Genomic DNA, 22,811 nt, shown 5'->3' on the forward strand with positions numbered 1-22,811 from the left:
GTGGTACTCCAACTCTTTGGTTCAAGACGTCGACGAACACACAACGTTCCGAAATGATTCTTGTCCGTTTCAAAGGAATCCAAACCCTATCAAACATGTTCTATATTTAAATTTTAGAAATTCGAAGAAACAATTCAAAATGGAAGAAAGAAAGTGGTAAAATAGACGCAATTTACCTATGGCAGGACAAAAATATTTGTAAAAATATACGACAGGGATCAAAAAACGATTCCTGTCGTATTATAAATTTAGAATATGAACAATTAAGTTTTAGATTCCTAAGTAGGCTAGATAACCACCTACTAGCATAAATAGTACAAAGACAAAAAATGCTCGAGTTAAAACTACCTTCATATTAATCTTCTTTTTCATAATTCTTAAATTAAAAGTTTACACTCTTTATTTTGCAGCTGCCGCAGCACCTATACCCATCCCTGCCAGAAACACAGCACCTGCTCCAGCAGCGACCTGACTTGCGGTGAAGGAAACACCCCATATCACTAAGGGAATAAATCCGCCTTCAATTGTTTTAGCCTGCTCTTCGTTTAAATCTACTAAAAAATTTAAATCTTTCATAATAATTCTTTTTTATGTTAGAAAATGATTGAATTAATTTGCCGCTGCTACTGCCGCACCAATACCCATACCAGCTAAAAATACAGCACCTGCTCCAGCAGCTACTTGACTTGCTGTATAAGCAACACCAAAAATTACCAAGGGAATAAATCCGCCGTTAATTTCATTTACTTCTTCTACATTTAACTCTGTAACCAAATTCATATCGATCGTTTTCATATTTATTTTATGTTAAAAGATGTTGCCTACTCTATCAAAGCTTTTCGACATCCGCTTATATAATGCTATTAGTTGGCGATCCAGTCTACCAATTTGTACAAACCGTATCCTGCTGCTGCACCGCCCAATGCAGCTCCTACATAAATACCGCCTACTATAATCAAAGGTGCAATACCACCTTCAACCTCGGTCAGTTCTCTTGAATCTAGTTCTTCAACACCAAACTGGTTCAATCTTAATGCTTCCATTTTAATTTAAATTTATCGTTGTGCCTACTCTATTTTAGCTTTTCGGCTTACGCTTTAATAATGCTATTAGTTGGCAATCCAATCTACCAATTTGTACAAACCGTATCCTGTGGCTGCACCGCCCAATGCAGCTCCTGCATAAATAGCGCCTGCTATAATCAACGGTGGAATAACTCCACCTTCAACTTCGGTCAGTTCTCTTGAATCTAGTTCTTCAACACCAAACTGGTTCAATTTTAATGCTTCCATTTTAATTTAAATTTATTGTTGTGCCTACTCTATTTTAGCTTTTCGGCTTACGCTTTATTGTGTAGCACCTTAAATATTCGGGCCTCTCCAATTGTCAACCATATCGCCCACAGCTTCTATAGCTGCATTGGCAGCGGCCTTAATAATGCTCCCGATAATACTTCCACCTTCGATCTCTACTAGTTCTTTTTCTGTTAAATCTTTCATTAGAACAGGGTTTTCTCGTTAATAATACGTGCAACTTCCTAGTTAAAATGAAGACTGCAGCTTTTTGCCTAGAATTTTGTCAAAAGGATTTGGAATACATCCATTTGGACTGTTAATACCATAATCATCTCCTTGTGCCGAGCTTGGATCATAAACTCCACCATCTAGCTGAATGTACTCTTCTTGATTCAACTCCATTAAATTTGTGTTTTCTAAATTTTTCATAATGCTTATTTTTTTTGTTTACTATCAATCTATTTATAACTCAAAAGTCCATTAGTACAATGCACAAAAAAAGCATTCACTATTTTTTTTATAAAAATTATAAGAAGTTGGTGGATTTGTAAAACCTTCCGTGCCCCTTTACACTGCTTGATCTTCGCTAAGCAGTGTAAAGGGGCACGGTATTAATCAATACACTTCCAGATTATTGAAAAGATGTTCCCTCTTGCGTTTGATTCACGTAAGAGCTATAGAAGGAGTTGTAATTTGCTTTTTTTATCCTGTCTATTTCGAAACAGTTTTACTATACAGCAGTTTATAATGAAAGAGAATAAAATACTATAAGAGCAATTAATTGACCGCTGACAAATCGGTTGGTTTATTATTTTGCAAAGGGACTATTGTATTTTGTCAATCACAGAGGTCTATCTCTTTTCGCGCTACAATAGCATACACCATTGGGAGCCTATTTCCTAAGTGTTCAATACGATATTTTTTAGGTTCAAATTCTACCATATTACTAAAAACAGGATAAGGTGAATAGTCATACTCCCAAAGATGCTGAAGTACTAAGGAGTTGTTTAATAAACTACTTACCACTTCACTGATACTATGGTTCCAGGTAACATAAGACTGCGAAATATTCGAATTTCTATCAGCATAAGTTCCGTTTTCTGTTTCTACTATCGGTGCCACGTTAAAATAATTGTAGTCTATTTTGTCAAAATTTTCATCAAACATCCAGACTACGGGATGAAATTCTACGAAAATAAACTCACCGCCCGGTTTTAAAAACTTAGATATTAACTTCCCCCATTTATCTAAATCGGGGAGCCAAGCTATGGTTCCATAACTTGTAAACACGATATCAAATTGTGTGTCCAAATGATCTTCTAAATCGTACAGATCACAACAAATAAATTCAGTGTCAGCATTTGTTTCTTCAGAGAGCTTTTTTGCGTATTCGATTGCTTTATCGGACAAATCAACACCAACGGTCTTTGCTCCTAGCCTACTTAGCGAAATAGTATCTTGTCCGAAATGACATTGTAGATGCAGAATCTTTTTCCCTTTAATATCGCCAAGTATTTCTAATTCAATAGGATTTAAGGAAGTATCTCCCTCTAAAAATCTGTTGAGATTATAAAATTCTGATTTCAAATGTGTATCTACTCTATTATTCCACGAGTGCTTGTTTATCTCAATGTAATTTAATTCTGAGCTCATAATGATTAGATTTTTATTCTTCGATAGGCGTTTTAACTGTAATAGTTCTCCACACAAACAGTAAACCAACCACAGTTCAAATATATCATTTTTTCCCCCTGTAATCTCCAACATCTAAATAGAAAGCTAATACTAAAAACACTTAAGTCTGTTTATTTTTTGCGATATATTCAAATTTTAATCCAAGTCCAAGGAATAAAATATTACATTTGTTGTTATGAGATTTTACTGTTATTCAATTATCGTAGCAAGTATCGTATTTCTATCCTTTCATAGGCAAGGGAATCCGATACAGAAAAAGTGGAAGCTGGTTGCTGAGGAGTTAACATACTTTAATTTCGATTATACAAAATATGATGGTGCCCGTAATCGGTTGGATTCTATTCAAAATGAAACTGTTGAATTCTTTCCAAATGGATCATTTAAATCGCGCGACGGTATTGGAACCTATACTGTATCGAAAGATTCTCTACATTTAAGTCTTAATGGAAAAACAATGCCTTTTAAATACAGTCTAAAGAACGCTAAATTAATTATAGAAAGTGATTCCAAAGAACCTAAATTCATCGTTCGATCAAGACTGTATCTGGAATAAAAGAAATAACGGCAAAGACAACGCGATGGAGCATATCAAATTACTTAATATAGTAAATCGCACCTAAACCAATATTCCAAATTTCATTAAAACCCACCGATTTCAGATTCTTTACATAATTAATAGTTCTCTTCTCGGTTGTTCCTAATTCGTAGTAAAGCCCCCATCGCTTGTATCTAAATTCAGATCCTACTGTCAATCCCACATTGACTGCGGTAGAAAAATAATAGTAACCTGAATCGTAATAAGATGGTAATTTAAAGAAATACGGATCTCCAAACGAGTAATTATACCAAAGACCTATTTGCAGCCACTTGATTTCGAAGCCATCAGCATATTCACGCAAAAGAGAAGAAAACTTACCTTTTATTGTCGCAGAGTGTATGGGTTCTACCGCGTATTTAGCGGGTACATATCCATATAAAAGATTTCCTTCCCACCTCTTGTTAGGACTTGTATAGCCTATTCCCGAAGAAAACATACCTATATTACCCGCGTATTGGATCTTCACATTGTTCGGTGTAATAATTTTCAACAAGGTATCCAACTTGATAATCTGTGCTCCACTTACCAAAAAGCAGCATTGGAAAATTAGAAAAAAAAGGGTTTTATTCATTTTAATATAAAACTTCATTCACTTCTATCTTCTTATCTCTTACGGTAACCTTAACATATGCACGTTTCAAAAGCGTAGGTGCGACCACATACGAAAGACCATCGTTAAAGAATTCGCCAAAATCAAATGAGTGTGTATGACCATGTATAGATAGGCGCGAATTTGGTGCTTGAGACATTATAGTGGTTAATTCTTTTGTTTTTGTTTGATCGAAATCAGAATCTCTTGGAGCGATATGCGAAAGAAATACAATATTTTTTTGATCAGCAAACTTATTCAGCTCCTCCTGTATCCAATTTGTATTCGGTATCGAACCATCGAAACCTACCTCCCTGGAATTTGAATTAAAGGAAATAAAAGTAGTCTTACCAAAATTGAAAGAGAACTCCTCCGATCCAAAATATTTTCTGAAGATCTCACGGCCATTTCCCAACATGTCATGATTACCAATTGTACCGATAACTGGAAACTTCAATTTCTTAATTTCATCGTAATACAGGTTAAACTCGAAATTGGCACCATAATCCGTATAATCTCCCCCATGTAATATAAATGCAATACTATCGGTCGATAGGTCATTGGCATGTTTGACAAAATCTTGAAGTTCATCGTACGCGATCTGTGTGTCCGAAATAACTAAAAAAGAAAAGGTATCTCGAGCTTCCATCATCGCTACCTTATCAATAGCCTTTAAATTGAGATCATTTGTTAAGGGTTTTACCTCAAGTACAGAATACTGAAAGTTTCGTTTACAGGCAGCATAAACAATCGCTGTAAAACATAAAACTATTGCAAGTAAAATTTTGGAACGATACATATCCTAACACTTACCTTTTTAAATTCGATGCAAGGTTAATGTTTAATACTTTAACTTTTAAAGGCAAAAAGTCAATAAAATGTAAATATCAGAATTACGGCGTTAATTTATTGCCCGTCTCCTTTGCCGTTTAATCCCTTAGAAGAAATCGACGTTACATTCAGCGTATCGTGATTTTGTCAAGAGCAACTAAAAATTGTCCTTCACAAGTTTGAAGAAAAAGAAATTTATCGCAATCAATTTGAAAAAGGGATCGTTTTTAACCAATACCTACCACGCAGATGAACTTCACGCTCTTCCGTTACGTGTCTGCCCGAAATCCGATGGCATCGAGCTGGCAAAATCGTTGATTCAAGAAACCCCTTATTTCCTGAACATGATACATGCTGAACATTCAAGCTAAAAAATTCTATACCAGTACTATTTTCCAATTATTTTTTGCACTGAGATATATTTAAAATCATCTTTTCAGGGAAAAACTAAAATAATATACAATAGCCAATCCAAATTTTCAATCATTCTTTAAGAACGTTTTTACATCATTCCAGCACATATAAATACGTAATTTAAAAATTAATTGGATAATAACATTAATTGGCTTCTGTTTTGCTACTTTTTTTTGCAGCAGTGTTAACGCGTAGAATCAATAGCCTTTGCATTGCTGCAATATTAAATTTCTAGCTATGGGATTAAGAAAAGTTTTTTTATGCGATGATGATCCGAGTATTTTGGATGTGTTAGAAATGATCGTCCAATTTGCGGGAGCAGAAGCTATTATTGAGCGAGATAGCGCGAAGCTTTACGAACGGATGCTTACTACTAAACCTGATATATTGATAGTCGATCTGTGGATGCCAAATTTGAGTGGTGATGAAGTAATTAAAAGGGTAAAAGCAGATGATTTTCTTAAACAAACCTATGTAGTATGCATATCTGCGAGTCGAGACGGTAAAGAAGTAGCGATGAATGCTGGTGCGGACTACTTTTTGCCAAAACCTTTCGATATGCAGGATCTTTTACAAATCATTGCGGAAAATGGTAAAAGTAATCGAGCTACAGCCTAGATCGTGTCTTGCCTAGACTGGTAGGTAAATACGATATTGTATTTTCAGAAAAGTCTCGGAGAAAAACAGATATTAAATCTTACAAAGATTAATTAGATCAATTTTATTCTCATAAAAACACTTTATATTCCTCTCTACTGATTTGTTTTCATAGATTTTAATTCTTTTGTATTTTCGTAGCATAGGAAGTCTCCAGATATTGTGATACTCAATACTAGATATATCCAAAACACTGAAACACGAAGATAATTCTATGAAATCCCTTATTTATAGTATAATTGCAGGAATTTTTTCATTTACAATTTGTTCCAATACTTCGGGATCTACAGATTCTATACCTGAGCACGAAACTTTTGCTATTCAGTCTGAACAGCTATCTGAAAAACGTATTATTAACGTTTGGACACCTCTAGATTACAAAAACAATTCAGACTCACTTCCTGTAATGTATATGGCTGATGGAGGGATAGAAGAAGATTTTTCTCATGTGGCTAGTACGTTAGCAAAGCTCGTCGAAGAAAGGAAGATAAAACCTTTAATTCTTGTAGGCATTGAAAATACGCAAAGGCGAAGAGATCTAACCGGCTTTACAAATGTACAGGAAGATAAAGAAATTGCTCCTGTAGTGGGTGCTTCCGAAAAATTTCGAACATTTATTAGTCAAGAGCTTTTTCCAGAAATCACTAAACGATACAGAACGACAGACGAAAGGAGTATTATTGGAGAATCACTATCGGGGCTTTTTGTAATGGAAACACTATTCTTAAAACCTGAAATGTTCGATAATTACATCGCCTTTGATCCTTCTTTGTGGTGGAATAATCAATACCTGATTAACACGGCAAAAGAGCATTTAGCAAATTTGCCAACAAACGAAAAACGTGTTTGGTTCGCTGCATCAAATACAGCGGGAATATACTCTTCTGCAAAACAATTAGCGGATATATTCCAATCTCAAAATCTCCCCAATTTAATCTGGAATTTTTCCAACGAACCTACAGAAACACATAGTACTATTTTCAAATCCACTAAAGAAAAAGCATTAGTTTGGACATTAACTAAACAAAGTAAGCCTTAAAATCCAGTTTTGCAGCCCTGTATAGAAAAAAGAGAATAATTATTGTCTATAGGGCTACGAAAATTGCTACCACCATTTTGCATCTGGAATTTTATAATACGCACGATCTCTTACTTCTTGCCAAGGTGCCTGATCAAATTTCCAACAATAATCATCTTGATCCAAGAACTTGGCAAGATCCTGATTGCCCCATCTATAGCTTACTTTATACTGCGTTTCTCCAAGTATTAGGCTGCCAAATACAATAGGTGTAGAAAAACCTGACACACCATTTGTATATTGTACAGCTTTCTCTATCGCAATCTTTGTACCACTCGGAATGCTTGTTATCTGTTTAACTTCTGATTTTTCAAGTAACATCCTGTCTTGAAAGGATTGCCACATTTCATGCTCTGGATCAAGTAAACTATAGGGGTAATCCTTATTTACCACAAAAACAGGATCTTCAACAAATAAATAGGTGTCCTTATTCAAAAACAATGACTGACCTATATAAGTCCGAAAGGGAGCATAATGACTAATATCTGTAGATTTCGTTTTTATGGAAGTATACAACATAAAAACGACGAGCACAATTCCAAAAAACAATGAAATACCGACAGTTTTAATCACTTTACTATTCTTTGTTTGCGTTTTCATCACTATTCCTTATTCGTAAAATCGATCTATTTACAGCTTACGATAAACCAATATCGTTTTAATTTCCCTACGTTATACACCAACAAATATATAACTTAAATAATAGTTTACCCTAATTTAAATTATTTGTATAATATAAAAAAGTATCTGAAATTTGAGGTATATATTTGTACATACTTGTACATCATCATTAATTAAACAGATATTAAATGTCATTATTATTTAGCTCAATAGACGTCAAATCGATTACTTTTAAAAACAGAATAATTACTTCACCTATGTGTATGTATTCAGCCGTTGATGGAATTGCAACAGACTGGCATCTTGTACATTATGGAAGTAGAGCTATGGGAGGCTCAGGTACTGTAATGGTCGAAGCAACAGCTGTCCAGGCCGATGGCAGAATTGCAATAGGAGATTTAGGAATCTACAATGATGAACAAATTCCAGGTTTAAAAAAAATTGCTTCATTTATAAAAAACTGTGGTAGCGTACCAGCGATTCAGCTTGCACATTCCGGCAGAAAAGGAAGTACATGGGTTTCTGGAGGGGACGGTCGCATTTTGTTACCTTCAGAAGGCGGTTGGGAATTAATAGCGCCATCTCCACTCCCATTTTCCGACATGCCTGTTCCGAGAGAAATGAATTTAGAGGATATCGAAGCTATTAAAGTAGCTTTCGCTCTTGCTGCGAAAAGAGCATTAACAGCGGGCTTTGAACTGATCGAAATCCACAGCGCACATGGTTATCTCTTACACGAATTCTTGTCTCCTGTGACGAACTTACGAAAAGATGAATATGGTGGAAATCTAGAAAACCGTGCAAAATTATTGTTTGAAGTAATTGAAAGAGTAAAAGAAGAATGGCCAGACAACTTGCCTATATCTGTACGCATATCAGCAACGGACTGGGTTGAACATGGCTGGACAGTAGAAAACTCCATTTGGCTGACTCGAGAGCTTGCTAAAGTAGGTGTTGATATTATCGATGTTTCAACAGGTGGTTTAGTTCCTGATGCGAAAATCCCCGTGGGAGCTGGTTATCAGTTACCTTTTGCAAGTGCTATCAAAAAAGATCTTAAAGAAGAAATTTTAGTTGGAACTGTAGGATTAATAGATACTCCACAACAGGCCGAGACAATTTTGGTCAATGGAGATGCAGATTTTATATTTATCGGACGGGAATTACTACGAGATCCTTACTTTCCACTACATGCAGCCAAGGTACTGCGATCGACAGTAAATCCTCCTAAACAATATGAAAGAGCGTTTTAAAAATACCACTTACACATACAGAAAGGTTGCAAAAAATGTGACCTTTCTGTATGATAAGATACAATGGACATAAAATGCTTTTGCATACAACATTCCTTCTCAAAAACATACTAAATTGACTGACGCTTAACCAAGCTGAATGGATTAATGAATATTCCCCCGTTTCCACATTTTATAAGAGATGCAGCTTTGTATCCCATTGCTGTGAAATCAGTAGAAATAGTGGTCAAGCCATTAAGGATGTATTTTTTCAGTTTTGTTTCATTATAAGATATGAGCCCGATATCTTTTCCCAACACGAGTTTTCTCATCGTTAATTTGTCAAGCAAAATAGGCAAGTCTTCGTCGACTAAATTGATATAACAATCTCCCGAAGCTATTTTAATTCGTCTTGCATTTCCAATAAGTTCGTGTCGGAAACCAAACTTATCACAAAAGTGATAAAACCCTTTGATAATAGCTTTAGGATAGTCGCTTTTATCTGGAAAAATCATTTTAAGACATTGAAATTTAGACAAATCGCTTGCAAATTCATAAAGAGCAGCATAGAGATCTTCCTGATAGTTTTCGACCACCGCACCATAAAAATTATCAAAGCCCTTCACAACGTCACTCAAAAAGATCAACTTACCAGATGAGATCTTAGAGAAGACATTGTTGACCTTTTCTAAACTTCCAAAAAAATGAGGAAAGATTATCAGATAATCGTACGAATCAACTGTTTCTTGCAACAAAATCTTGAAATAATCGATATCGCTGTTATAAACAAATATATCGGCAGAAGCTTCACCATTCATCTCACTCATAAATGCGTCAAATACTATTTTTTTATGGGCACTCATTCTGTTGAGAAAAAATGCGACACGATAGCGGGGCGCTTCACATTCGTTCTTCACATAATACCCCTTTCCTGGCCAAGAACCAATAATTCTTTTTTCCCGCAAATACCGATATGCCCTCACGACCGAATCACGCGATAATTCCAAATGAGAAGATAGTTCATTAATAGAAGGAAGCAACTCTTCCTTCTTAACTAATCGCTTTCTAATAACATCTTGTATACAACTAGCTAACTGCACATATTTTGGTGTTATTGAATAAGCATTTATCTTAAGATATTCGATCATAGATTACCTTTTTACACAACGAATTTAAAGATGCAATTATCCGCTTATTATTTCCCCTTTACAGTTTTTATAGAAACGGATCCTGTTAACCCTGCTTTATCGTATAAACTTTCAGGGGTATAATTGTTAATTTCAATTTGAAGCGATTGTTGTTCTTTCGGCAATTTGCTTTGGGCTATCAAACTATTTTTCCAGGTGTTCACCACCTCAATCTCGATACTGTTATCACCTTCTTTTACAGCATCAGAAATATCTAAACGCCAAGGAGCTGTCCACAAGGTGCCTACGGGACTCCCATTGATACGCACGGTCGCTAAGCCAACTATAGGATCTGTTTCCAAATAAAGCAATTCGTTTTTCTCCGAGCGTCCTATTTGAAACCTATTTTTATAGATTGCAGTTCCGGAAAAATCCCGGATACTCCTATCATCATGGTCCGCCCAACTTATCAACTGTTTAAATTGCACTGTAAAATCTTGATTTTGTTTTGTCGGCATAGACTTAAAAACTACCGTCCATGGATTATCAATCTGTTGGATCGTGGAAGGTTCTTGAAAACTATACAGCGGTAAATACGTATGACTTTCATTGTGCTTATCAAATACGACAAATCCACTTTCATTAACATCGAGCTTTAAAGAAATTTCCGCTCCTTTGGCGTTATTTTCAAACGTCAATTTCTTCACTGTTCCAGTCACCGCATCAAACCAATATGGAGTTCCTTCACCTACACGAAAGGCAGCAGTGAATTTCTGTTTTTCCTCCGATTGGTTTGTTATGAAATAGATCTCCTGCCCTACTGAGGTACGATGTGTATAACAGATGTTTCCTTCGCCGTTAATCGTAAAGTCGGGATTTAATCCTAAATATTCAAGTGCATTTGAAAGATCGATTCCTTCTATGACTAACCCTTTACCAACATGACGAATGCCGTTCTCAGGCCGTTTTTTTCCCCAAAGTAATGCGGCATCTTTTCGCACGGCTTCATCGGCATAGGGATATCCTTCGAGACTTGGTGAGCGTAGAGGAGCTCCACCAAGGATTACAGCCCCGTCATAAACAAGATCTTTGATTTTTGCGAGGAGCTCTGGACGCATCTCCGGCAAAGGAGGAAGCACCAAAATGCGGTAAGAAGCTCCTCCCGGTAAGCATAAATAATTATCTCTGACGAACATTTTATGAATGACATCGGCATTAACATAATCGTAATCATATCCCTCGGGGATTTCAGGCTGACGGGTTCCTGTCATTATAGGAGCATCCTCACCAATAAAATAAGCAATGTCATTTACAGAATTCCCTTGCTGTAACATGTAATTACATCGACGAAGGTAATCTATGTAACTTTTACTGGCATTAAACCATGTATTCTTTCTGTTGAATTCTGTACTAAACCACGCATTTATTCCGGGATTAGTCAGTTGATCTGGTTGATGAATGTAAAGATGGAGCAACGTTTGGTTAACACCTTGGGTGAATACCCAATCTCCTCGGCGTTTAAGCAATGCCGGATAGCGACTGTATTCTCCCCCTCCTGCCGTAAAGGATTCCGCCCAAACTCTCTTCTTGCCGTAAATATGTGCTGCTGACGACGCCGACTTATTTTCTATATTACCTAAATCGCCCTCATTCCAAAACTCGCCTGCAACCTCATCCGATTGCCCACCATATTTTAAGAACTCCGAAGGAAATCCCCAATGCCCGTAGTTCTCTAACCATAATCTTAGGCCGTGTTGGTTACCTATTTTCCGTAAGCCTCCCACATATTCGGTAGCAACCAGATCGGCCACTAATCGGCGAAGATCCCAAAGAAAACGATTTGACGCATCTACACTACCTACAGGCATACCAGACAGCACCGGAAAATAAGGAAGAGGATCATAGCCATATATTTCATGAAACTTTTCAAATAACCGATCCGTCCAATTTTGCGATCCTACTTCATAACTATCAGCCACCATATATTTAAATGTTTTCCTCTTATTCACTGGAATCCTCTTTAACACATTTCCGATAAAAGCATCAAAATGATCATCTAGTTTACTGGCGTCCATTTTATCAATTTCCAAACCTCTTCCTTCCACTGCAGCAGGGCTATTCGTAATTCCTGTTGGGACGGAATAGTAATGTATTAAAGAATAACCTCCTAAAGGAGCTTCCCAATCAAGTTTCCCATCAGCACGCACGAACTCGTCCAGACGTATGACTTTCAATGGATCGATAATCCCCTTGTTTTCGAAAGGCTCTTCTTGTTTTTTCCACCGATAGGCATCCCAAAGTGGCAATGGCGTAGCATGCATCTTTGCCAACTGCTTTTCCATATAATGGTCTATCACCGGATCTGCCGATAAAGATATTTCTGAAAAACTTGGAATACCGCTAATGTTCGTGAATATTAAACGATATCTGTCACTCTTAACCAGCGGAAATGACAAAGACAACACGGCTTGAGGGTTAAATCCAGTTTGCAAATTCGTATTGCTTCTATCAAAATCAGATACATATACCGTTTCAAACGCACCATTTAATTCTGCTTGTAGTGTTATTGTGGCAGCAAAAGGTTGGCTACTTGGATAAAGAGTTAAGCTTTGCGATCTCAGATCTTCAAGAAACTTAAAATCCAAGGTCACCATTTTTTCGTTTTCTCCGATTGGAATGAATCTATTCGTTACCCCGTCGACTAGCATAGACAAATCAGCTATTTCAGGAGAGGCCTTCATCACCGGCGGTCGATTCACAATCGATCTACCCATCTGTTTGAAAGGAACAGCCAAACTAAACAAATACGTACTATCTGATCCTGTTTTTTTCACTTCTTTAAGGATTTTCGTCCCTCCTTCAAGACACTCCTGTCTCACACCTATATAACGCATGGATGCTTCGGGGCGAACCCAAGGCCCCCCACTTTGACTCCAGCCCGGACTATTGAACATCCCCATCGTGATACCTAAATTCCCTGCAGTTTCCATCGCCGCCTGCGTAGCTTCCCACCATACTGGAGAGAAAAGTTTTACATCGCCATACGACGTACCTTCTTCCTTACTGAGACCAATATTCCCTATAAACGCTCCTCCAATACCAATATCTTTCATTGCCTGAAGATCCTGAACAACTCCTGAAGGCGAAACATGACCATTTATCCAGTACCAATAGACATAGGGTCTAATAGAATCGGGCGGAACCTGGAAATGTTTTACTGTTTGGTCAAAAGACTGGGCATATATGCGTAGATCCATCAATAGCAAGAGCGATGCGAAAAATACAACGCGGCAGATACAAGTTGTTTTAGCTTTCATTTTAAACAATTTATGGATATAGATATTCGATTTAATTTATTTGGACATACAATGAATGAGTTCAACAAACCTCCGTTGAATACGTTTTCCCTCTTCTATATCTGGTTTCTTAAGATAGTAATGTATTCCGTTTGACTCCGGCATGAAAGTAGTATATCCGTTATTATCTACGTTAATTATACCAGGCAAGCTTACCTCAAAATAAGAGGAATCCATTTCCACAGCAAACAAAACAGCAGTAAGATCCCACGTTTCTCTATCATAAGGCATCGGCAAATATAACTTATACGCCTCCACCAATGGATGCAGCGCCGTGTAACCTAAATTTTGTATAATCGACGTTGCAGGAAAACGTATCGCACTGCCGACTTCAAAAGGACTAACATAAATTTTAGTCGGCCATTTATTAAACAAGCTTTGTGCAGCAGAAATATCCGAAATAATATTGAACTCTCGGTGCCTAGGTTCATGAACGAAACTTCCTCCCATGATGCTAAGATACTTTACCTTTTTTTCTACAAGTTCATATCCATTAAGCATACTATAGCAATCTGCTTTAGAAGACAGTAAACGAGCTATATTCGTAGAAAATCCGACTGAAATGATCACAACACTACTATCCTCAGCACTTGCAAGTAGTTTCCTGTAAAGGTGAATAGCCGAATCCACCTGACTATAGCCCTGAATTCCACTGCTAAAAGCACGCTTTCCATATAACTTATAGTCCATCGTTTTACGGGCAAAACTCCTTTCTTCGGGTTCACCCTGAACTCCCTGTTGCACTGTAGCGAGAGGAAGATCAGGATAGCCATATTGTTTACGCATTATATCTAGAAACTGTACCGAACTCAAACTTTCTTTATTGTTCACCACGCCTAGAAGATTTATATGACCTTGATCTGCGTATCTGAAAAGCATAGCTAATGCTAAAGCATCATCAATATCGTTCCCCATGTCGGTTTCAAAGATCACCGATGTACGTGGCTTACTTATTCCTTGTATACAACAACACGATAATACCAGACTGCAAAGGAAACTCAGGCTATAGTGCTTAATCGTTATTTTTCTCATCGCTACTAGTTGACAATTTTTATTTCTTTAATATGGAAGAAACCAGCTGCCGGATCACCAGGCAACGCGTTAGCAGGGTCTATACGCAACTGTTTTAATGTACCAGACCAAGCGGAAACACTACTCATATCTATAGTATAGGTCGTATAGTCGGAATAAGCCTGCATAGCAAACGATACTTCCTTATTGTTATTCCAAACGTTATCCGAAACTGTTGTAAAATAAATCTGTCCAATCGTCTGTGCTGTTGCATTTTTTATACGAACGACCACATACCGACATCCTGCCAACACCAGATTGAGGTTATCCGGCGATATCAGGTAAGCATCTGCACCTGTTATCTTTCCTCCGAGATAATTCGCCGGCCAAGCGTCCCAACCAAAGGCAGAGAGTTGTTGCCCTGCAGACCATCCCTGCACATCCGTTTGAAAGTCCCACTGCAAACTGCCAAGCTGTACATAATCTATAAAGAACTCTCCAGTACTAGGCGATCCCGGCAAAGAATTTATTGGATCAATCCGGAGTTGCTTAAGTGTTCCTTGCCAACTAGCGAGCGTCGAGAGATCGATCTCGTAATTTATCTGTCCACTGTTTGGGTTGATAGTAAAATCCTTACGTTTATCTTCCGACCAGTTAGGACTAGCCGTCGTTGTGAAGTATACTTGACCAATTGTATTACTTGAACTATTCGATATTCCAATCTGTATCTTTCCTCCGTTCGCTGTAGCGTATCCTAATGCATCAGGCGACAAGATAAATGCATCGTTACCATTCACCGTTCCCTTGATTCTACCATCGTTGTTTCTACCAAAACCATCTACATGCTGCCCCACACTCCAGCCTTCCTGATCGGAGGAAAAAGACCATACTTTCACCTCATTACTAAGCCATTTTTGAGCGGCTTGAACAAAAGGACTATTGGGACTATGAGAAACTGCAAATGCAGAGGTAGCAGGCTCACGTCCCCATCCAAAAACAGCAACTATAGACGCCCCATGTCCAAACATATCACCAAAGTAGGCATCCGCTTGCGCAAACGAGCCGTCTGCACCTATACTGTATCCCTCGGCATTTCCAAAACGCACCTGTGAAGGATCGGCCAACTGAATTTCGCTTACAAGGGTATTTAGATTATACGGACAACTCACAGGAGATAATGTAAATCCTGGTGTGGAATAATCATTAACAGCCGTCCAAATAGGTGGCGCAAATGTCGTGGACAGATTGGGTTGACTTGACTTAATTCCAACGATATGCGAGAATATCTTTGCTTTAGGAATTCCAGAATCATAAGCTGTTTTCGCTAAAAATTCAGAATAATCATGTATAACCTGATAAAGGCGTTCCTTATCATAGGTTGTATAACCTAATGTGTGAAGTGCTGCATATCCCAACTTTCCAGCCTCCCAACCTTGCATTTGATCTCCTGCTAGTACATTTGTTGGCAGCGAGGCCGGGTTGACATTGTACAAGGTATTATCGGATGAATAATCCGGGATATGTGTCTCCCATCCAATGGCCATACCTGCGAAAAGATAACCTTTTCCTTGTGCTTTCAAACTGTTGTATCTAGTTGTTAGTACAGATAGCACCCCGTTCTCCAGTTGACTTTTCACAAAAGATCGAAAATCGGCTGATTGTAAATTAGGGAACGCTTCTGCATGCATCCATGCTCCCCAATTGTACCAATAATAGGGTAAACGTCCGTTTGTTTGCCCTCCCCAGGCTTCTCCAGAAGCAGGAAAAGATACCCATTCACACCAGGCAGTATTATCATAAAACTTCGGGCTAGCTCCGCTTCCAAATTGAGTCGTATAGTTGTTTATATCATCCAACTGAAAATAAACAGGCACATTATATTTTTCCGCTATATCAAATGCCTCATTTACCTGATACTGCATCTCTTGAACCGATTGAGTCAACAGCATTGGGCCAGGGAGTCCGAAAGCGTACTTATAAGGAGACTGTGGATCTATTGCACCAAATAGTTGTGGTAATTCACCTACAAATGTATAAGCCGTATTGGCATCTCTTCCTGTATTTTCGTTATCAGCTTGATCTACACTAGTATTTGTTAAGAAAAAAACGATATAACGTTCTTGATCATCTGTCAAAGCTGTGGAAGTACTTCTCGTTGAAATTACATCCTCTACGGGTTTCTTTTGCTCCAATTTTTTGCAGGCAAGCAATCCTATAGATATAGCTGTTATTGTAAGTTGAGTTAAAAGGGAATTCATAAAATGCTATTTTTAATGACCGAATGAAAACTTTTCACTTTTACCATCCTGGATTCTGATTCAAATCGAAATCAGGAATTATCGACGTTTCCTTAATAGGAATCGGCAATATTCTAAATTTATCGCTCCACGCGCTTCTTCTTTCCGTGACAAAACGAGCATAGCTAAAGGTATTATCCGCACGTTTTGTGATTTCCATACCGGTAACCAACTTATCTGTTTGATCCAAAATCTTCCAGCGTCGGACATCCCAAAAACGATGTTCTTCGAACGCCAATTCCACCCTACGCTCTCTTCGAATACGCTCTCTAAATTGTTCTTTTGTTAGTCCAGTTGGAATGCCCGGCATTTGTGCTCTCGAACGCACGACATTAATAGCATCCCGAGCAATGCTGCTAGGACCATTAGCTTCATTTTCAGCCTCTGCCAAGTTCAGGTACAACTCTGCCAATCTATATTTCTTCCAGCGAGTGTCTTCTGGTTGCCCCGATTGAAGACGAGGATCAACAAATTTGCGGAGATAATAGCCAGTCCTTGTAAATGCCCAACCTAATGGGGCCTTGAGTAACTGATCGGCTCCGCCGATGTAAGTCTCCATGATATGTACATTCCCACCAATATTATCATAAGAAGCTCCATTATACCATACGGATGCATAAAATCGAGGATCACGTCCTAGGTAAGGATTAGCGGGATCATAGCCGGAAGAGGTATTAATAATAGGTTGCAAATGATCTGCATCCTGGTAGCCAACGATGGCTGGTTCGCCACTCTGCTGCATATCATAGCTATCTACCAATTCCTGACTCGGTGTAGTTCCTACCTTAAACATACCCGGTTTACTTGGAATGCTATTAATTATACTAAATACAGGATCCACCTGCGCTTCGTGAACTTCATAAATAGTCTCTTTGTCGCGCGGATTGGAGTTAATATCTGTCTTACTCAAAAAATAGTCGCCATAGTCACTCACCAACTGGTACCCTTGTGCGGTTAGCAATTGTATAGCTTCCTGTGTTACTAAGCTCGCCTTCTCCCATTTTGAAAGATCATTTCCTTCATTCCATAAGGGACTAGCGTTGTAGAGCAATGCTTGGGATTTGATTGCCAATGCCATAGCCCGTGTCACTCTTCCTCTTTCAGCTTCTGTAGTAATTCGCATAGGTACATTGTTGTTCGCGATCACTTCGTCACATTGTTCTTCAATATAGTCGACACATTCTTGAAAAGTGGGCCTTACAAGCGTGGTATAATCAAAATCATTATCAAATGGCGTATTAATGATAGGCATCGGCCCGTATTCTTTAATAAGTTCCCAGAAATAGAATGTACGTAACAATTGAGCTTCACCTTTAAAACGGGCGCGATTTGTTGAGCTTGGGATATTAGCCGTTTCCACATTTGACAAAAAGACATTTGCATCCCGAATACCAGCCCAAAAAGTACCATAGTGATAAACACCTTTTCCTCTTTCCTGCGCCGTATGCAATGGATTTCCACTTGCATTTAAGCTTCCAGAAGACCAAGCCATTACCGCTCCAGAATAAGCATATGCCTCATCTGAAAATGGCGCTAGAAAATCGAAAAAACCGTATTTCCAAAAATAACTTGGAATATAACCGTATACCCTATTCAAATAGGCCTCTGTTCTTTTTTCATCTTGGAAAATATCCTCAAGTGTAGTACGACCATCTGGCGTAATACTTAAATAATCCTTGGAGCATGATGTTATTACGAATAGCAATAACAAGCTAAAAAAACGTGCAATATATTTCATGACAGTATTTTTTGTATAACTAAAAAGTAACATTGACACCAAAGTTGTATAGCCTTGTAATCGGATAATCACGGCTATTTGTTAATTCAGGATCGAATTCCTTTGTCGGCAATTTATCCCAAGTAAACAGATTCAACCCGTTAGCATAAATCCTCAAACGCTTAGCACCGACCTTAGAAGACCAAATCGTGGGCAAAGTGTAGCCTATTTCCACATTTTTCAATCGTAGATAACTTGCATCGAGAATAAAAAAAGAATTGGGCCGTTCGTTCGGATTAGATTGCGTAGATAATCTTGGATAATTGATCGGATCTCCATTTACCGCGCGTTCAGCCGTCCAACTTTCCTTATGCCTACCCACATAGTTCTTATCTGCAAAAACACCTTGATCACTGTAATAGTTTGAGACATTTGCTATCCCTTGTAAGAGCACACTTAGATCCAAATTTTTATATGTGACATTGAACGCACCTCCATACTGATACTCAGGAACTGTAGAATATCCTATAGGAGCCATATCTCTTTCATTGATAATATTGTCTCCATTTAGATCCCGATATTTGAAATCTCCGGGACGTGACTCGTGTCCTCCAACACTTTGTTGTGCAGAATTCTCTATATCAGCTTGGTCTGCAAAATATCCATCAACGATGTAACCAAACATCTGCCCAATGCGATAATCTGTCTCGCGGTATCGATAAGCGTAATCTGCGGGTAATAGTGGTTCATCGGCATACACCTGTCTATTCGTCGCATAATTTAAATTGACGCGAGCCAATATTGATAAATCCTTTGAGAACGATTTCCGATAATTCAATTCAATTTCAAAACCTTTGTTTTCAACGACGCCGATATTAACTGGAGGCAACACCGTTGTGGGCAAACCATTCATGTCTGGCACGGTCCCTCTATTCCGTAGAATATTGTCTCTTTTTTCATAAAATAGATCAGCGGTTAAGGTAATCTGATTAAGTAAGCCGAATTCCAGGCCTAGATTATATTTTTTGGCAACTTCCCATTGTAGATTTTCATTTTTCAAAAGATAGTAGTTTACCGTTTGACCATTACCTAAACTACCGGAAAACCCACCATCGACGACTTGAATATCATCCATGTAAAGAAATCGTCGATCTCCAATCCGATCATTTCCAACTTGCCCAAATGAACCTCTAATTTTCAGAAGATTGACAACAGATTTATCAAAAAAAGCTTCATTGGAAACTATCCAACTCCCTGATAAGGCTGGAAAAAATCCAAAACGGTGGCCTTCTGCAAATTGCTCTGAACCATTATACCCCGCATTAAATTCCATAAAATACCTGGAATCATATCCATAGGTCAACCTTGAAGCTACTCCCATTAGCTTAAAAGGCAGCTCGTTGTTAATCACATTGTTTTGTTGTTGGTATAAAACCATTGCAGTGACATCATGTTTCCCAATACTTTTATTATAATTTAAAAAACCCTGGAAATTAGATAATGTCTCGAAGCTCCGTCCTCCTCCGATCGCAAGAGGAGTATTTTGATCATTATTAAAAGCCCGATAATATACGCTGTCCCTTCCATCAGCCCCCTGCAGATTGGGGTTTATGATTTGAATATACTTTTCATAATCCCTGCTCGCCTCCAAATTATTGACAGTACGTGCGTCAAAAGAAGCTATCGCACGTATAGATAGGCCCTTGGTGATAAAATCTAAATTCTGTTCCATCCCATAAGTTGCCAATACATTGCTTCTTTTTTGCTGTGTGTACCCCGAACGGTTTATTAAACCATACGCGGGATGATCAATGTCAGCATAGGTTATCACTTCCCCTTCTGGTGTAAGCGGTCCTGGCACAACAGCAGGCATACGATTCATAAAATAGATGATCCAATCGGTAGGATTATCTCCTCCCAGTGCATAGGGACTGTTTCGCTGTTCCAGATATCCAGCAACATTTAGAAATGCTTTTAAGTTCTTATTCAACTGAATATCAATATTCGACCTAAAATTATAGCGATCGAGCTTGAAGCTAGGATCATAATTAAGATCTTGCTCCGTATTAAATTGCCCACCTTGTTTTAGATATCCTGCATTCACGAAATATTTCACCATTTTCCCAAGTCCCGATATATTAAGATTATAGCGTTGTTGATGGGAAAAATCTTTCACAAGTAAGTCTCGCCAATTCGTGTTTGGATAACGCAATGGATCACTTTGATCTTTATAACGATCCAAAGCATCCTGCGTATATTCAGCGGGAAGGCCGTCATTAGCCAATGCTAAATTTTTAAGCGTAGCAAAATCATAGGCATCTACTGGCGTAATAAACCGAGGAAAATCCTGTGCCCCGAATTCAGAAGTTAAATTGATTTCTGGGATCTCGGAAGATCCCCTTTTGGTCGTCACCAATATAACGCCATTAGCGCCGCGAACACCAAATATTGCTGTTGATGAGGCATCTTTTAAAATCGTAACAGACTCTACTTCATTGGGGTCAATGTAGGTAAGATCACGCTCTATACCATCAACCAAGACGATTGGACTCTGTGCATTTACTGTCCCCTGTCCTCGAATAAAAAGCTGTGTAATGTCTCTTCCAGGTTGACCACTACGCTGTATGGAGGTTAATCCAGGAAGACGTCCAGCTAGGCTAACTGCTAAATTTGCGGCTGGACTTTGTTTTATTTCCTTGGTTTTAATAGAAGCAATCGCGCCAGTAACTGTTTCTTTTTTCTGTGTACCATACGCCACGACAACAACCTCCTCCAATTCATCATTTTGGGCTTCAAGAACCAAGTTTTCGACTGTAGATTCTCCTGTGACGAGTGTCGTTGATTGGTAACCGATCATCGAGAAGCTCAGCGTATCACCCTGATTTGCAAGTATACTGTACCGGCCTTCATTATCCGATTTCACGGTCGTTTGAGTCCGATGATTTACAATCGTTACATCAACAAGAGCTGATCCATTGGCGTCTACGATCTTCCCCTGATAAGATTGCTGAAACATCGTCCCTGAAAACGACAAATCATCGTCCATGGCTCCATAAGAATATTGCGTCAAAAACAGGAAGAATGAAACAAAAAAGGCAACACATGGTATCCTTCTTTGAAAGGTTTTATGCTTAATCCGTATCATAATCTTTTTCGTGTTGGTTAGTGTCCCAGACTTGTACTTCGTCATGGACAGGTTTTCTGATAATAATTGTTTATAGTTGGTACAGTTAAAGAACTTCTCTAACTGAATTTGTGTAATCTATTTAAGTGTTTAAAGATTAAACACCGGCATAAATGATGAGCGCCAATCCGGCTATAAAAAAGAGAAACATCACAGTCAGTATCCGATATGTAGACGCCGTACTTCCTTTGAACTCTCTCCAGATGAATACCCCCCAAAGTGCAGCAACCAATGTAGCTCCTTGACCTAGCCCATAAGATATAGCCGGCCCTGCTTTTCCTGCAGCGATAAAATTCAGTAAATTTCCCAGTCCCCAAATACATCCTCCGAGTATGCCGACTAAATGATAACTTCCCCGTCCTTTAAAGTAAGTCGAATAACGAATAGGAGCCCCCTCCAATGGCCGAGACATCAAATAACTATTAAATGCAAAGTTACTTGCTAAAATTCCCACCGAAAAAACCACAAAGGCCGTATAAGGTGTCATCTTGCCCACCGCTGGTTCATGAAAATTGGTAAGGTCTACTCCTGCCGCCACAAAAGGATAGAACAACGACATCAGTACACCGGCAAGGATCGAGACCAATATCCATTTTTTAGATGATGTTTTAGCCGATTTTGCTTTTTGGCTATAAGCTAACGCATTCAGTACAATCGCAATCGTGACAAATAAAACACCTAAAAAAAGATAGAAAGGATCGCCTTTACTGATGAGCACATAATTTATTACGACGCCGATGACCAAGGCCAATCCGATACCTATAGGAAATGCAACAGCCATACCTGCTGCTGCGATAGCGGCAGTCAACAAAATATTAGCAAGATTAAATAGGATACCGCCAAAAAATGCATTCCCAACTGCAGTAGCCTTGGCCTGCTGAATATCAACAAGAAACGAACGTCCCCCTTCACCCATCGACCCCATAGTAAATGCTCCTAGAAGAGATAGTAAAAAGATTCCGATTACGTAATCCCAATAGAAAAGTTCAAAACGCCATTTGTCCTGAACGACCTTTTGCGTATTTGCCCAAGATCCCCAACAGACCATAGTTATAAAACAAAATACGATAGCAAGAAAATAACTTTCAACGATGAACATAGTTTAGATG

The 22,811-nt window shown here is 38.4% G+C and carries 21 protein-coding genes; 4 read left to right on the forward strand and 17 right to left on the reverse strand.

What is annotated here, in order from left to right:
* Positions 1 to 399: 399 nt before the first annotated feature.
* The 7 genes from ACSZOX_RS10625 to ACSZOX_RS10655 all read right to left on the reverse strand — a co-directional run bounded on the left by ACSZOX_RS10625 (position 400) and on the right by ACSZOX_RS10655 (position 2,948).
* Positions 400 to 576, reverse strand: a complete 177-nt coding sequence (locus tag ACSZOX_RS10625) for a hypothetical protein (protein WP_437919926.1) — start codon at positions 574 to 576, stop codon at positions 400 to 402.
* 33 nt (positions 577 to 609) lie between these two features.
* Positions 610 to 795, reverse strand: coding sequence for a hypothetical protein (locus tag ACSZOX_RS10630; RefSeq protein WP_437919928.1), 186 nt, complete (start codon positions 793 to 795; stop codon positions 610 to 612).
* A 68-nt stretch (positions 796 to 863) separates the two neighbouring features.
* Positions 864 to 1,043, reverse strand: a complete 180-nt coding sequence (locus tag ACSZOX_RS10635) for a class IIb bacteriocin, lactobin A/cerein 7B family (protein ID WP_437919930.1) — start codon at positions 1,041 to 1,043, stop codon at positions 864 to 866.
* 66 nt (positions 1,044 to 1,109) lie between these two features.
* Positions 1,110 to 1,292 (reverse strand): class IIb bacteriocin, lactobin A/cerein 7B family, encoded by a 183-nt coding sequence (locus tag ACSZOX_RS10640; protein ID WP_437919932.1) that lies wholly within the window; start codon positions 1,290 to 1,292, stop codon positions 1,110 to 1,112.
* Positions 1,293 to 1,361: 69 nt separating this feature from the next.
* Positions 1,362 to 1,499 carry a hypothetical protein gene (locus ACSZOX_RS10645; protein WP_437919934.1) on the reverse strand — a complete coding sequence of 46 codons (138 nt, stop codon included), beginning with the start codon at positions 1,497 to 1,499 and terminating at the stop codon, positions 1,362 to 1,364.
* A gap of 42 nt (positions 1,500 to 1,541) precedes the next feature.
* Positions 1,542 to 1,724, reverse strand: a complete 183-nt coding sequence (locus ACSZOX_RS10650) for a hypothetical protein (RefSeq protein WP_437919936.1) — start codon at positions 1,722 to 1,724, stop codon at positions 1,542 to 1,544.
* Positions 1,725 to 2,132: 408 nt separating this feature from the next.
* Complete coding sequence (locus tag ACSZOX_RS10655; RefSeq protein ID WP_437919938.1) at positions 2,133 to 2,948, reverse strand: class I SAM-dependent methyltransferase; 816 nt, start codon at positions 2,946 to 2,948, stop codon at positions 2,133 to 2,135.
* 217 nt (positions 2,949 to 3,165) lie between these two features.
* On the opposite strand from ACSZOX_RS10655, the gene ACSZOX_RS10660 reads away from it, so the two are divergent.
* The gene (locus ACSZOX_RS10660; RefSeq protein WP_437919939.1) at positions 3,166 to 3,543 is read left to right on the forward strand and encodes a lipocalin family protein; all 378 of its coding nucleotides are present in this window, start codon (positions 3,166 to 3,168) and stop codon (positions 3,541 to 3,543) included.
* Positions 3,544 to 3,583: 40 nt separating this feature from the next.
* Here the strand turns inward: ACSZOX_RS10660 and ACSZOX_RS10665 are convergent, their stop codons facing one another.
* Positions 3,584 to 4,159: a hypothetical protein gene (locus ACSZOX_RS10665; RefSeq protein WP_437919940.1), complete on the reverse strand. Its 576-nt coding sequence runs from the start codon at positions 4,157 to 4,159 to the stop codon at positions 3,584 to 3,586.
* Position 4,160: 1 nt separating this feature from the next.
* A complete protein-coding gene (locus ACSZOX_RS10670; protein ID WP_437919941.1) occupies positions 4,161 to 4,976 on the reverse strand; it encodes a metallophosphoesterase family protein in 816 nt (271 codons plus the stop codon).
* Positions 4,977 to 5,659: 683 nt separating this feature from the next.
* Between ACSZOX_RS10670 and ACSZOX_RS10675 the strand changes: the two genes are divergently transcribed.
* Both ACSZOX_RS10675 and ACSZOX_RS10680 read left to right on the forward strand, forming a co-directional pair.
* Positions 5,660 to 6,040: a response regulator gene (locus ACSZOX_RS10675; protein WP_437919942.1), complete on the forward strand. Its 381-nt coding sequence runs from the start codon at positions 5,660 to 5,662 to the stop codon at positions 6,038 to 6,040.
* A gap of 253 nt (positions 6,041 to 6,293) precedes the next feature.
* Entirely contained in the window at positions 6,294 to 7,118 is an 825-nt protein-coding gene (locus ACSZOX_RS10680; RefSeq protein WP_437919943.1) for an alpha/beta hydrolase, read from the forward strand.
* A 66-nt stretch (positions 7,119 to 7,184) separates the two neighbouring features.
* Here ACSZOX_RS10680 and ACSZOX_RS10685 read toward each other — a convergent pair whose 3' ends face one another.
* The gene (locus tag ACSZOX_RS10685) at positions 7,185 to 7,757 is read right to left on the reverse strand and encodes a hypothetical protein (protein ID WP_437919944.1); all 573 of its coding nucleotides are present in this window, start codon (positions 7,755 to 7,757) and stop codon (positions 7,185 to 7,187) included.
* Between the two features lie 209 nt (positions 7,758 to 7,966).
* Between ACSZOX_RS10685 and ACSZOX_RS10690 the strand changes: the two genes are divergently transcribed.
* Positions 7,967 to 9,031: an NADH:flavin oxidoreductase/NADH oxidase gene (locus ACSZOX_RS10690; protein WP_437919945.1), complete on the forward strand. Its 1,065-nt coding sequence runs from the start codon at positions 7,967 to 7,969 to the stop codon at positions 9,029 to 9,031.
* Between the two features lie 110 nt (positions 9,032 to 9,141).
* Here ACSZOX_RS10690 and ACSZOX_RS10695 read toward each other — a convergent pair whose 3' ends face one another.
* The 7 genes from ACSZOX_RS10695 to ACSZOX_RS10725 all read right to left on the reverse strand — a co-directional run bounded on the left by ACSZOX_RS10695 (position 9,142) and on the right by ACSZOX_RS10725 (position 22,801).
* A complete protein-coding gene (locus tag ACSZOX_RS10695; RefSeq protein WP_437919946.1) occupies positions 9,142 to 10,158 on the reverse strand; it encodes a GntR family transcriptional regulator in 1,017 nt (338 codons plus the stop codon).
* 47 nt (positions 10,159 to 10,205) lie between these two features.
* Complete coding sequence (locus tag ACSZOX_RS10700) at positions 10,206 to 13,454, reverse strand: glycosyl hydrolase (RefSeq protein WP_437919947.1); 3,249 nt, start codon at positions 13,452 to 13,454, stop codon at positions 10,206 to 10,208.
* Between the two features lie 36 nt (positions 13,455 to 13,490).
* On the reverse strand, positions 13,491 to 14,525 hold the full coding sequence (locus tag ACSZOX_RS10705; protein WP_437919948.1) for a nucleoside hydrolase: 1,035 nt from the start codon (positions 14,523 to 14,525) through the stop codon (positions 13,491 to 13,493).
* 5 nt (positions 14,526 to 14,530) lie between these two features.
* Positions 14,531 to 16,762, reverse strand: a complete 2,232-nt coding sequence (locus ACSZOX_RS10710) for a hypothetical protein (protein WP_437919949.1) — start codon at positions 16,760 to 16,762, stop codon at positions 14,531 to 14,533.
* A 40-nt stretch (positions 16,763 to 16,802) separates the two neighbouring features.
* A complete protein-coding gene (locus ACSZOX_RS10715) occupies positions 16,803 to 18,539 on the reverse strand; it encodes a RagB/SusD family nutrient uptake outer membrane protein (RefSeq protein WP_437919950.1) in 1,737 nt (578 codons plus the stop codon).
* A gap of 19 nt (positions 18,540 to 18,558) precedes the next feature.
* Positions 18,559 to 21,708, reverse strand: a complete 3,150-nt coding sequence (locus ACSZOX_RS10720; RefSeq protein ID WP_437919951.1) for a SusC/RagA family TonB-linked outer membrane protein — start codon at positions 21,706 to 21,708, stop codon at positions 18,559 to 18,561.
* A gap of 91 nt (positions 21,709 to 21,799) precedes the next feature.
* Positions 21,800 to 22,801, reverse strand: coding sequence for a GRP family sugar transporter (locus ACSZOX_RS10725; RefSeq protein WP_437919952.1), 1,002 nt, complete (start codon positions 22,799 to 22,801; stop codon positions 21,800 to 21,802).
* Between the last annotated feature and the right edge of the window lie 10 nt (positions 22,802 to 22,811).

It is taken from the genome of Sphingobacterium sp. LRF_L2 (assembly GCF_965644235.1).
Lineage (GTDB): Bacteria > Bacteroidota > Bacteroidia > Sphingobacteriales > Sphingobacteriaceae > Sphingobacterium.